The organism is Fictibacillus phosphorivorans (assembly GCF_007673525.1).
GTDB lineage: Bacteria > Bacillota > Bacilli > Bacillales > Fictibacillaceae > Fictibacillus > Fictibacillus phosphorivorans_C.
In genome coordinates this window covers 2,720,176-2,732,131 of record NZ_VDZU01000001.1, presented here as the reverse complement: position 1 = coordinate 2,732,131, position 11,956 = coordinate 2,720,176, and the positions used below count along the sequence as shown (strand labels likewise).

Genomic DNA, 11,956 nt, shown 5'->3' with positions numbered 1-11,956 from the left:
CAGGCGGGCAGGTGAGACACTTAAATGTGAAACATTCGAATGTGGCTCACCGCCTGCCCCGTGGAAAGCGAGCAGCCTGTAACGGAAATCAACACTTCCAAGAGCAACAAAGTTTACGAAAACAGCCCTTTTAAAAAACTTATGTACAAAAAGAAAAAAGCCGGCACATGGCCGGCTTTCTTCCTTCACACTATTCATTATTAGCAGAAGCAAGCTGCCCCAACAATAATCAATAGAATAAATAACACTACTACCAATGCGAAAGAATTGCCATAAGAATAACCCATCGATTTTTCCTCCTTTAATTCTTGCAATTGTTAATTCCATATATCCTATGCCTGTTTTCATAATTGAAGTGGGCATGAGCCCAGATTCCATCAAAATAGGCTGTAAATGTATGTTTGACCATGAAAGTGTCAACGATTTGTAAAGACTGGATACTTGTGAAGAACATATATTCTTTGTTTTAATGAAAGTAGAAAGAAAATACGTGACAGGGAGTCAGCATATGAATAAATTACTTTTACCCTTAGTACTATTGGTTACGATTGTATTCCAACTGCCTTTATCGGCGTCTGCTCATTCAAAACTCGAAAGTTCTACCCCTGCTGAAGGCGAGAAGGTTACAACAGATCTTGAAGCAGTGGTGTTAACGTTTTCTACAAAGATTGAGTCGTTAAGTACGATGACGTTAAAAAATGGGGACAAAGAGATTCCTCTTCAGATTAGTGTAGAAGATGATCAAATGACTGGAGCGATTACCAATCCGCTTGAAAATGGAAATTATACAGTTGCATATAAAATCATTGGTGCTGATAGTCATGTGATCGAAGGGAACTACTCGTTCTCAGTAGAGCGCCCTAAACAAGAAGAAGCAACAGAAGAGGGTACACCAAATAATGATGAACAAGAAAAACAAGATAACAATGAAAAGGCATTAACTGATCAAGAAGAGAAAGAAAAGCCAAATAATCCAACTTATTTTGCTCCATTAACCATTGGTTTAGTGATTGTGATTGCTATCGTGTCATTCTTCGCATTCAGAAGAAAGCGCTAAAGGAAAGCCTCGAATATATCGGGGCTTTTTTTCGTACTATAGGAAAGGTAATAAAGTGAACTATTTATTTTGTTTTTAGTAAAGATTATGAGCAAATAGATAGTTTTTTCTAACTATTCTGTTATATGATGTATATTGTCTTTTCATTTTTAGAAGGGGGAAGGTGATGGGGTTGGATACATTTAAAAGATTAAAAGATTTTTATTGGCCGTATAAAAAGTACTTTTACTGGTCGATCTTGACTTTGATACTAGTGTCTGGAATCACAGTCGTTTATCCAATGGTCTTACAATATACCATTGATGAAATCATTATAAAGGGAGAATATTCAACAGTACCATATGTTGCGATAGGTTTTATTTTGCTTATGATAATAAAAGGTGCAGCTACATACACTCATCAGTTTTATGGAGATCTTTTCGGTATTCGGTCTGTTTATGAACTTCGTGAATCTCTATATGAAAAGCTGCAGTTTCTGCCATTTGATTATTATGACAATGCAAAGACTGGAGATTTAATGTCGAGATTAACCGCAGATGTTGAAGGTTTTCGTTTTTTTCTTTCTTTCGGATTTTCACAGCTTATCAATTTTGTACTAATCATAGGTTTCAGTCTCTCCGTCATGTTCTTCTACTCGGTTCCGTTAGCACTCATCACATTGTGTATGATGCCTTTCCTCGCAATTGTCGTTTACAAGTTTGATAAAGAAGTTCATCCTGCTTTTCGTGGAATTCGTAAATCTATGGCGAATCTCAATACGAAGGTTCAAGAGAATATTAGCGGAATTAATACGGTTAAATCGCTATCACGTGAAGATTTTGAGATTAATAAGTTTGATACGTCTAATGAAGATTATAAGTCTCAGTACTTAAACACGTCTCATATTTGGGCTAAGTACTTCCCTGTTATGGAATTGATCGGAAATCTTTCGGTCGTTTTACTGCTTGCATATGGTGGTTATCTTGTTATTCAGGGGAACCTGTCAGCGGGTGAGCTCGTGGCGTTCTTTAGTCTTGTCTGGTACATCATGGGACCCATCATGAACTTAGGGTTTATCATGAACACGTTCTCACAATCTAAAGCATCAGGAGAACGACTGTTGGAAGTGTTAGACGAACCACTTGAGATGGAAGGAAAAGATCGTGAACTTGAAACGGTGCGCTTTCATGGAGAAGTGAAGTTTGAAAATGTTACACATCGTTATAAGAACGAGAAAAAGGAAGCACTCAAGGATATTTCCTTTACAGCAAAACCTGGTCAGACGATTGGATTGATCGGTGCAACGGGTTCTGGAAAAACATCCATTACTCAACTTCTATCGAGGTTTTACAACCCAGAATCAGGAACGATCGCAATAGATGGCAAACCAATTGAAGACTACTCATTACGAACCATTCGGAAAAATATCGGTACTGTTCTACAGGAATCGTTCTTGTTTTCGTCAACGATAAAAGATAATATCTCATATGGAAATCCGTATGCAGAAATGGATGACATTATTGATGCAGCGAAACGCGCTCAAGCTCATGACTTTATCATGGAACTTCCTGATGGTTACGACACGATATTAGGAGAAAGAGGACTTGGGCTATCTGGAGGACAAAAACAGAGAGTCTCAATTGCTAGAGCGATTCTTATCGATCCAACAATCCTAATCCTTGATGATGCGACGAGCGCTGTAGATATGGAGACAGAATTCAGGATACAAAAGGCTTTAAAAGAAGTGATGAGTGACCGAACGACATTTATTATTGCTCACCGCATCTCTTCTTTAAAACATGCTGATGAGATACTTGTTCTCTCAAATGGGAAAGTGATCGAACGTGGTACACATGAAAAACTTATAGATAAAGAATCAGGAGCGTACCGTAAAATTTATGATATTCAGTATCAAGACAAAGATAAAGTGTTTCAAATGAACGGACAGGGGGTGTAGGGAAGATGCAGAAGAATTCACAGACGAAGAAGACACCACGGTTTAAATATTCGTCAGAGCAAGTAATCGATAAGCCATTCAACTGGGGTCAGATTATTCGATTGTTTCAATACATGAAACCTTATAGCAAGAACTTGTTGCCAAAAGCGATTATCGCCATGATGGTATCGACAGCAGTAAGACTTGTAGTTCCGATTTTTATAGGTGTTCTGACGTTTGATCATGCGATTAAGAACAAAGATACGAACCTGCTCGTAACATTAATCGTTGCGATTGCGGGCCTCTATCTCTTATCTTGGGGAGCTAACACATTACGGATCAAATGGATGAATTATCTCGGACAATATGTGATCTACGACATACGTCAGCATCTATTCAAGCATATACAGCGTCTGTCACATCGTTTTTTCGATCAGCGTTCTGCGGGCTCCATTCTTGTTCGCATCATTAACGACGTAAACTCGTTACAAGATTTGTTCACGAACGGTGTTATCAACGTATTAATGGATATCATCCTCCTGTTTGGTATCATCGTCATCATGTTCATCTACAGCCCAGAGCTAACACTAGCGATCATGGTGATTTTGCCGCTGATGTTCTTCATCTCTACAAGTCTTCGAAAAAAGATCAGACGCTCTTGGCAAGTGGTACGTATTAAACAAGCAAAGCTTAACTCGCATCTGAATGAAAGCATTCAAGGGATACGAGTGACTAAATCGTACACGCAGGAAAAAGAAAACATGGACTTTTTTAATGGTGTAAACAATGAAACGTATGATAGCTGGAAAACCGCGACTCAACAGAACGCATTGTTCAGGCCGTTTGTTGAAATGTCCAATGCGATTGGAACAGTGATTCTATTGTGGTTTGGTTCTTACTTGATACAAGGTGAAGCACTTGAAATAGGGGTGTTTGTTACGTTTGCTTTTTATCTTGGTATGTTTTGGGAGCCGATCTCTCGACTGGGGCAAGTTTACAATCAGCTTCTAGTAGGGATGGCATCATCTGAGAGGATATTTGAATTTTTAGATGAAAAACCGAATGTTCATGAAAAAGAAAATGCTTATTCGTTTACAAAAATTAAAGGCGAAATTCAGTTCAAGGACGTTGAGTTCTCCTATAATGCTGATCGAAAAGCGTTAAATGGCATCGATCTAACCATTCAAGGTGGTCAGACAGTCGCACTGGTCGGCCATACAGGGTCAGGAAAGACGACGATCGCGAACTTAGTCAGCCGTTTTTATGATCCGACAGGGGGTACGGTACAGATTGATGGAAAAGATTTAAAAGACGTCAATCTTGCTAGTCTTCGTGAAAAAGTAAGTGTCGTTCTTCAAGATACTTTTATCTTTTCAGGAACGATCAAAGAGAATATTCGCTTTGGAAGACCTGATGCTTCTGACGAAGATGTTAAGAATGCAGCAAAAGCAGTCGGAGCACATGCGTTCATTGAGAGACTGTCTAATGGCTATGAAACAGAAGTAGAGGAAAGAGGAAATGTTTTATCGGTCGGTGAAAGACAGCTTCTTTCTTTCGCAAGAGCACTGCTTGCAGATCCAGATATTTTGATTCTTGATGAAGCGACCGCAAGTATCGATACAGAATCTGAACAAAAGATTCAACAAGCCCTAAAGACGCTTTTAAATGGAAGGACAGCCATCATCATTGCACATCGCCTTTCTACGATCAGAGAAGCAGATAATATCGTTGTTCTCGATCACGGTGAGATTATGGAGCAAGGAAGTCATGCAGAGCTTATGCGTGCAGAAGGCATTTATTATCACTTAGTCGTCTCTCAGTTTAAGATGCTTGACGCGATTTAAAAAAACGCCTGGGAAATTTTTTCCTAGGCGTTTTTGCTTTATTGTAATGCTTTTGAAAGTGTATCAATGTTCTGGTTCATGATAGATAGGTAATCTCGGTCTTTTTTAATGTCGTCTTTCGTTAATGTCTCTAAGTTATGAAGAGTTAAAGTTTCTGCACCGACTTCTTTTTTGATCATCGCAGCTACTTTATTATTCACGTTCTCTTCAAATAAAATATAGCTAGTCTTTTCTTTTTTTGCGTTTTCAATAATCTTCTCGATCTGATGCTGACTTGGCTCATGTGATGGTGAGAGACCGCTGATCGCAATCTGTTCTAGTCCGTAACGTTCTGCCCAATAGCCATATGCGGCATGAGAAACGATGAACGAATTCTTTGGTGCGTTTTCAACTTTTGTTTTAAACGAAGAATCTAATTCTTTTAAATCGGCTATGAGTGCTTCATGGTTCTTTTTAAAGTCATCTTTCGCACCAGGGTTTAATTTTACAAGTCCGTTATAAATGTTATCTGCAATCTGCTGTGCGAGAACAGGATCAAGCCAAATATGAGGATCTAGCGAACCGTGATCATGATGTTCTTCTTCCTCATGAGCGTGTTCATCTTCATGAGTATGTTCTTCTTCAGCAGCATGATCTTCACCTTCATGCTCTGCAGATTCATGGTAGGATATTCCTTTAGCACCGTCGATAATCGGCATGTTTTCTTCTTTTAATGTATCGGCAACAGAAGATGAGAATTCATCAGACTCAAGTTTGTTGTAAACGAAAGCATCACCTTCAGTCATTTCAACCATCTTTTTGGTAGAAGGTTCATACGTGTGTGCATCAGCACCAGGAGGTATAATAGAAGATACGTCTACATGTTTGCCTCCAATTCTGTCAGTGAAATATTCTAAAGGATACATGGTCGTGTAGATCTGTAATGTACCGTCTTTTTTATCAGATGTGCTATTATTACCGCATGCTGCTGATAGAATCAGCAATATCGTTATGCTTAGTAAGCTTATTATTCGCATTTATCTTTCTCTCCTTTCAAACAATCCTTACTTATTATAAACGTAATGATTACGATTTGTAAAATGTTATTTGTTACATTTAAAGTTTTTTCAGTAGATATAAAATATATCGTCTAAAACGAATCTCTAAAGGGTAGTGATTTATAAAGCAGATAGAAGTCCTTTTTGGTATAATAAAGAAGGTGTTTTTTATCTAAGCGTTTAAATAAGCGTGAATCAGGCTTAAAAAGGAGAGCGCGTACTAACATGAATATTGCTTTTTATTTGTTGCCTAAAGATGAAGTGAAGTATTTGAACCCAGAAGCAACGATGAGACAGGCACTTGAAAAGTTATCCTACCACAAGTACACCTCTGTGCCTCTTGTCTCAGAAGAAGGCCGTTACATAGGAACGTTAACAGAAGGCGATCTTCTATGGAAACTTAGAGAAGCCTTTGACAAAGGGTATGATGAGGTATTAAAGACAAAGTTAGTGAATGTACCTCAGCGTATAAACAATATATCTGTTTCCATCAACTCTAACATGGAAGATCTTATTACTTTGTCTACCGACCAAAATTTTATACCTGTTACAGATGATGACGGCCATTTTATTGGAATTATTAGAAGACGAGACATCATCAAGTATTGTGCAAATTTAATCTGGAATAAAGAAGTTACGAAAGATTAAGGCTGAATGTCTTAATCTTTTTGTACATACAGGAGGATTATTCCTAAATGAAGATACTTGCAGTGGCATTGGGTGGAATTGTAGGGGCATTGCTGCGTTTTTGGTGCGGTCTCTTTCTTTACAATCCAGAAGCATCTTTTCCCTTTCCTACTTTTTTTGTAAACGTAATCGGCAGTTTTCTTTTAGGCTGGTTTGTTATATATGGTGTGAAAAAAACTCAGAACAACTATCTCATACTCGCCCTGCAAACAGGTGTAATCGGTTCTTTTACAACATTTTCGACATTTAATACAGAAATTGTGTTATTGATTGAGGAACAGCTTTATAGGACGGCATTCTTGTATTTTGCAGCCAGTGCAATTACTGGTGTTCTCGCGATATACCTTGGAATGAAATTGGGTTCCATTACACGCAGTAAAGCAGGTGCAGAACAATGATAGGACAAACGATAGCAGTAGCCGCAGGTGGAGCATTGGGTGCAGTTATACGTTTCTTAGTTAGTCAAAGCCTGAACAGGGATTTTCCATGGGGTACGTTAGCTGTTAACATTGTGGGATCGTTTCTTTTAGGGTGGTATGTAGCAGAAGAGGGAGACGAATTATTAAGTTCACTTTATGCGACCGGGTTCTTGGGAGCTCTTACCACGTTCTCCACCTTGCAATTCGAAGCTGTTACTCTATTAAAGAGTCATGCTAAAAGAGGTCTAACGTATTTGTTTCTTACATATATATTAGGATTAGTAGCAGCTTGGACTGGCTTTGTTATCGGAATAAAATGAAAAGATTTTCAAAAGGCTGTTTCCTAAAAGGTTGTTGCATTAAGTATTATTTCCTTCTTTGACTTTTGATTGTAGTGGAAGATGTGAGACTCTCGGCTAGGACAGGCGGGGAGTCCGAAAAGTGGAAGTGGCTCGTTCAGCCCCGACCAGCAAAAGTAAATAGGCTATGAAGGCGCACTATGCCTTCTGGGCTATTTAACTTTTGACCTCGAGGGGCTAGCCACTGCAACTAGCCAGGTGAGACACTTATACGGAAACGTACGAATGTGGCTCACCGCCTGCCCCGCGGAAAGCGAGCATCTGTAACGGAAATCAACTACTTTCATAAGCAGCATTGAATACGTAAACAGCCAATGAAAACATAAAAGGAGACATAATGAAAGATTTAGTGATTTCTCTATTAGAATGGATTATGAGTTTAGGACACTTAGGAATCGCGCTTGGTTTGATGGTTGAAGTGATTCCGAGTGAGCTGGTGTTATCTTATGGAGGATATATGGTGTCACAGGGACACTTGAACTTCACGTTGAGTGTGATTGCCGGTACGATCGGAGGAACACTAGCACAGCTTTTCTTGTATTGGATGGGCTATTACGGTGGTCGTCCGTTTCTTGAGAAATATGGAAAGTATGTACTAATCTCTAAAAAGCAGATCGATTTATCGGAGAGATGGTTCAATAAATACGGAACAGGTGTCATCTTTTTTGCGCGATTTATTCCGGTTGTAAGACATGCGATCAGCATTCCAGCAGGGATCGCAAAAATGTCATTCGCTAAGTTTACATTGTTTACAACCTTAGCTGTTATTCCATGGTCGATTTTCTTTATTGAATTGGGTAGCCGTCTTGGCTCCAACTGGGAAGATATTAAAACAATCGCAGCTCCTTACACACGCGGTATTATGATAATAGCAGTAGTTGTCATCTTTTTGTTCATTCTTTATAAAGTGAAGAAGAAATAGTCATTATTATTCATTCGAATCTATCTGTGAAAGCCTGGTATTATGTATCAGGCTTTTTTATTATTCTTCAGACAATTAATTGCATAGACAAATTCTAACGAGGGATGTACAAAACATATATATGGCTACCGCAAATAAAACGAAAGGAGTGAAATGGAGATGGATACATTTATTAAGAGTTACCATGAAACGTATAATGCTGCAAAAGTGAATGAGTTGCTTCTGCGCATTAAAGAACACCAAGGGAAAGAAAACATCGCTGCGAAAGTGTCTGAAGCGATGGAAATCTGCGGATTCACAGCCAAAGATATCGAGCAAGTGCTGAAACAACTGCGAGGAGGGGACAGACCCTAGACAATTACATTTTCATCAACTTTGTCCTTCTCCAGTGGACACCTTTGATATACATTTCTACCTATATACTGAATTAATTATGCCCTTTCTTAGACGATGACCACACATCTGCGTTATACTTCTTGTAAGAGGTGATGGTTATGGATATAACATTAAGCGCAAAGAAATATATAGAAGAAGTGCTTGAAATGAACAACGCCAATGGAATAAGAGTTTACTTTTCAGGTATGGGCTGAGGCGGTCCTAAGCTTGGCCTGGCTCTGGATGAGCCTGAAAACTCAGACATTATTGAAGAAATCAACGGAATTCGAGTGGCTTTTGATCCAAGAATCAAAGAACAGACTTCCACATTAAAACTAGACTTTGAAGATTCTAAACATGGATCAGGTCTTGTAATGCTCGGACAGGACGACTGTTGTTAACAAATAAAACCGCAAGTGACTTCAATGATAGTCACTTGCGGTTTTATTATTGTTATTGTTTAGATTTTCTGAAACCTGAATCAACGGCTTCTCTTTCTGTGCAAAACCATTTTTCTGGTTTTGTAATTTTATAATATCGTCCACTTTCCAGGTGATAAATCTTATCTCCAGAAGAGTTAATATTTCCTTTTATCGTGCATTCTTGGTTTGTCGCTATCTCAGGTTGTGCTTCTTCATCAAATATATAACCTTCTTCTTGAACATAGTTCTCTACGCTCCAAATACCTACACCTTCTTTTTGGGCTTGTTTTTGAATACGGTCGTATTGATCGACATATTTTGTATTTGGTTCAAATACATAAGCGACACGTGCTAATCCGTGCTTTAACAGATTTTCCTGTACGCTTTGCCCATCTGCAAACACATAAGCGAGAAGGCGACCGTATTTATCTCTTTCTCCTATCCCAAGTTCTAACTCAACATTAGCATCTTTAAGTATACCTTGTGTGTATGTACTAGCTTCTTTGCTAAATGGCTGAACAGGTTTGGAAGGGTGAACGCTTTCTGGTGTATCGACGAGGAGGAAGCGAACAGTCTCAAGTTTCCCATCAACTCGTACTTTAATCGTATCTCCATCAACAACCTTTGCAACTTTTACAGGTATTCTTTTTCCATCTTCAGAGTTTAGATAGCTACACCCAGATATAAAGAGTACGGCACTAAATATAGACACTAGCCATTTAGTTTTTAACATGTAAACATCCTTCATTTTAAGTTTTATTGTATATGCTTTACCATTTACCATTATAATAAAAGATAGATCGTAGAGGTTATAGATTACCATACTTAACTGTTTTAGAGTTTTTCCGAAAGGGGATTGGCATGAAAAAGATACATAAAAATTTCAATATATGCGTAGCTATCGTTCTTATGCTTGTGGTTGCTGGATGTGGAAATGATTCAAAAATAAAAGAAGCAAAGCTAGTAAACCAAAACGGTGAACCAGTGGTTGTTTTTCCTTCTGACAAACCATCACTCATTTTTTTATTTACAACAGCTGGCTGAGGACTCTGCCAAAAGCAGCTAGTTCAGCTGAATGAAAATATTGGTGAATTTAAAGATATGGATGTAAATATTTATGCGGTAAGCTCTGATACGGTTGAGCATTTGTCTGTCCTTCATCAAGAGATGAAACCTGGATTTCCATTCTTATCAGATCCCGAATTTAAGCTTATTGATCATCTAGATATGAAAGGGGACAGTGTAGCTAAGCGTGGGTACGCACTGATCGATAAGAAAGGAAAGGTTATCGTGACTAAGGTGAACGACCATTGGGGAGAAGAGATCGATCAAACGTCAAAACAAATCCATGAAGAATATAAAAAGTTAGAAAAATAGTCCGGCAATTATCGGACTATTTTTTTCGCATATGTTATCTGTCACAGTTTCTCCATACTAGTTGTTGTAAAATGGGGTTATAATGAAGGAAGAAAGACTCTAGGAGGGATTTTCCATGCTTAAAAAATCTTTATGGCTTGCAGCGATCGCAATTCTTGCAATTGGAATACTGGCAGCTTGCGGTGGAGGAAAAGACAAGGAAAAAAGTACAAAGAATGCTGAAGAAACGATCACAATTGAAGCTAGCAATTTTAAGTTCGATAAAAAAGAATATGAAATTCCAGCAAATAAAGACGTAGCTCTTAAACTTGAAAACGTTGATGGCAACCACGCGGTTATGATTGAGGGAGAAGACGTGAACGTAACAGGTGGTTCTTCTGATGTTGTAAATTTAAAGCCTGGTGAATATACTCTTCGATGCAGCGTTCCTTGTGGAAACGGTCATGCAGATATGGTATCAAAACTTGTTGTAAAATAAATAATGTGCCTCTAGCTAATGCTAGAGGCTTTAATTATAACTTTTTAATCTGTACAAGCTCCACATTATAAGGAACTACATTTCCTGTAGACGCCCACAGATTACCTAACAATCTTGGCATCATCTGATCTGATGGAACCGATCCTTTGTGATGTAGAAAATGTTCAAAATACAAAAGATAGAGCCAAGAAGACGTAGGAAGGAGAATATTTTGAGCAAATTCGTTACTTTCCGTTATCGTTGCAAAAGAGTGAGACTCCCAGCCTGATATGAAGCGTGTGCGCTTACCGTTCAGCTTAGATTCAATGTAATGAAGAGAGTGTGCCACTTGCGGATCGTCATCACCATCAGCATGTGCCAGTCTGGATTGAAATTCTAATGAAACGGAATCCATGTCCTCTACTTCAGCTATGACATGACACAATGCTTTATCATAATGAACATGTAACGGAGTCCAATTATTTCGCTGCAGCAACTCTACAAAAGGTAGTTGTTCCATAGGAATTTCCGCATAAGGTGGCGCAAAAAGCTGCCTACCATATTTGATCTCATGAAGCGTTTTTCTTTCAAAAGAAGCACACACATACCACGTATCTTCGTCCTTAATTAACCGTTCGCCAGACTCCAAGGAATATGCGGTGTACAACCCTTTTTTAGAGATTTCATAAGAGGGCAATTCTTCCTCGTGCAATTCACTCAATGTTTCATCATCAGGCTGTTCGATCGCCGCCATTACAAAAGTTGTAAAACGCATGGTTATCCTATTCCTTTAGCTTTTTATTTTCTTAAAGGTATCTTTTAAATCTGTGAATCCTTCTTTAACAGCTGAAAAACTATTTTTCTTTTGGTAAATGTCATATCTTAAGTAATCTTTCTTTTCTTGAAGAAGTTGCTGCTGTGTTTTTACATCATTCATCCGAGCGGTAATGCTGTCACCAGTGCTCTTCATTTGTTGAACAGTACCCATTGATTCCTTCATAGCCTTAATTCCTGGAATTAAAATAAATAGAGCTGCAGCTGCGCATACAGCTAAGAAAATCCATAACCACATCAATACAATCGCC

Annotated in this window: 16 protein-coding genes and 1 pseudogene; 12 read left to right on the top strand and 5 right to left on the bottom strand. The window is 38.5% G+C overall.

Annotated features, from left to right (window positions below):
- Positions 1-200 precede the first annotated feature (200 nt).
- On the bottom strand, positions 201-287 hold the full coding sequence (locus tag FS458_RS13635) for a YjcZ family sporulation protein (RefSeq protein WP_082820548.1): 87 nt from the start codon (positions 285-287) through the stop codon (positions 201-203).
- A gap of 221 nt (positions 288-508) precedes the next feature.
- Between FS458_RS13635 and FS458_RS13630 the strand changes: the two genes are divergently transcribed.
- From FS458_RS13630 to FS458_RS13620, 3 genes are all read left to right on the top strand, one after another.
- The gene (locus FS458_RS13630; protein ID WP_186320553.1) at positions 509-1,057 is read left to right on the top strand and encodes a copper resistance CopC family protein; all 549 of its coding nucleotides are present in this window, start codon (positions 509-511) and stop codon (positions 1,055-1,057) included.
- 172 nt (positions 1,058-1,229) lie between these two features.
- On the top strand, positions 1,230-2,993 hold the full coding sequence (locus tag FS458_RS13625; RefSeq protein ID WP_144703594.1) for an ABC transporter ATP-binding protein: 1,764 nt from the start codon (positions 1,230-1,232) through the stop codon (positions 2,991-2,993).
- 5 nt (positions 2,994-2,998) lie between these two features.
- Positions 2,999-4,816 carry an ABC transporter ATP-binding protein gene (locus FS458_RS13620; protein ID WP_144701351.1) on the top strand — a complete coding sequence of 606 codons (1,818 nt, stop codon included), beginning with the start codon at positions 2,999-3,001 and terminating at the stop codon, positions 4,814-4,816.
- Positions 4,817-4,854: 38 nt separating this feature from the next.
- On the opposite strand, the gene FS458_RS13615 is transcribed toward FS458_RS13620, so the two are convergent.
- Entirely contained in the window at positions 4,855-5,832 is a 978-nt protein-coding gene (locus FS458_RS13615; RefSeq protein ID WP_144701349.1) for a metal ABC transporter solute-binding protein, Zn/Mn family, read from the bottom strand.
- Between the two features lie 246 nt (positions 5,833-6,078).
- Here FS458_RS13615 and FS458_RS13610 point away from each other — a divergent pair, with 246 nt between their 5' ends.
- The 6 genes from FS458_RS13610 to FS458_RS21270 all read left to right on the top strand — a co-directional run bounded on the left by FS458_RS13610 (position 6,079) and on the right by FS458_RS21270 (position 9,016).
- Complete coding sequence (locus FS458_RS13610) at positions 6,079-6,501, top strand: CBS domain-containing protein (protein ID WP_066392775.1); 423 nt, start codon at positions 6,079-6,081, stop codon at positions 6,499-6,501.
- A 47-nt stretch (positions 6,502-6,548) separates the two neighbouring features.
- Positions 6,549-6,938, top strand: coding sequence for a fluoride efflux transporter CrcB (crcB, locus tag FS458_RS13605; protein ID WP_144701347.1), 390 nt, complete (start codon positions 6,549-6,551; stop codon positions 6,936-6,938).
- Positions 6,935-7,279 carry a fluoride efflux transporter FluC gene (locus tag FS458_RS13600; RefSeq protein WP_144701345.1) on the top strand — a complete coding sequence of 115 codons (345 nt, stop codon included), beginning with the start codon at positions 6,935-6,937 and terminating at the stop codon, positions 7,277-7,279. The genes crcB and FS458_RS13600 overlap by 4 nt, the downstream gene beginning before the upstream one ends.
- A 376-nt stretch (positions 7,280-7,655) precedes the next feature.
- Positions 7,656-8,240, top strand: a complete 585-nt coding sequence (locus tag FS458_RS13595) for a DedA family protein (protein WP_066392783.1) — start codon at positions 7,656-7,658, stop codon at positions 8,238-8,240.
- Positions 8,241-8,399: 159 nt separating this feature from the next.
- The gene (locus tag FS458_RS13590) at positions 8,400-8,594 is read left to right on the top strand and encodes a hypothetical protein (protein WP_144701343.1); all 195 of its coding nucleotides are present in this window, start codon (positions 8,400-8,402) and stop codon (positions 8,592-8,594) included.
- A gap of 140 nt (positions 8,595-8,734) precedes the next feature.
- Positions 8,735-9,016: an adhesin gene (locus tag FS458_RS21270; RefSeq protein WP_144701341.1), complete on the top strand. Its 282-nt coding sequence runs from the start codon at positions 8,735-8,737 to the stop codon at positions 9,014-9,016.
- 52 nt (positions 9,017-9,068) lie between these two features.
- On the opposite strand, the gene FS458_RS13580 is transcribed toward FS458_RS21270, so the two are convergent.
- Entirely contained in the window at positions 9,069-9,770 is a 702-nt protein-coding gene (locus FS458_RS13580; RefSeq protein ID WP_144701339.1) for a thermonuclease family protein, read from the bottom strand.
- Positions 9,771-9,898: 128 nt separating this feature from the next.
- Between FS458_RS13580 and FS458_RS13575 the strand changes: the two genes are divergently transcribed.
- The 3 genes and pseudogenes from FS458_RS13575 to FS458_RS13565 all read left to right on the top strand — a co-directional run bounded on the left by FS458_RS13575 (position 9,899) and on the right by FS458_RS13565 (position 10,892).
- The gene (locus tag FS458_RS13575) at positions 9,899-10,081 is read left to right on the top strand and encodes a hypothetical protein (RefSeq protein ID WP_144701336.1); all 183 of its coding nucleotides are present in this window, start codon (positions 9,899-9,901) and stop codon (positions 10,079-10,081) included.
- Positions 10,082-10,096: 15 nt separating this feature from the next.
- A pseudogene (locus FS458_RS13570) lies at positions 10,097-10,414 on the top strand (redoxin domain-containing protein); the annotation flags it as partial.
- Between the two features lie 115 nt (positions 10,415-10,529).
- Positions 10,530-10,892: a cupredoxin domain-containing protein gene (locus tag FS458_RS13565; RefSeq protein ID WP_144701332.1), complete on the top strand. Its 363-nt coding sequence runs from the start codon at positions 10,530-10,532 to the stop codon at positions 10,890-10,892.
- A 34-nt stretch (positions 10,893-10,926) separates the two neighbouring features.
- Here FS458_RS13565 and FS458_RS13560 read toward each other — a convergent pair whose 3' ends face one another.
- Positions 10,927-11,646, bottom strand: a complete 720-nt coding sequence (locus tag FS458_RS13560) for a hypothetical protein (RefSeq protein WP_144701330.1) — start codon at positions 11,644-11,646, stop codon at positions 10,927-10,929.
- A gap of 15 nt (positions 11,647-11,661) precedes the next feature.
- Entirely contained in the window at positions 11,662-11,946 is a 285-nt protein-coding gene (locus tag FS458_RS13555) for a hypothetical protein (protein WP_137789964.1), read from the bottom strand.
- Between the last annotated feature and the right edge of the window lie 10 nt (positions 11,947-11,956).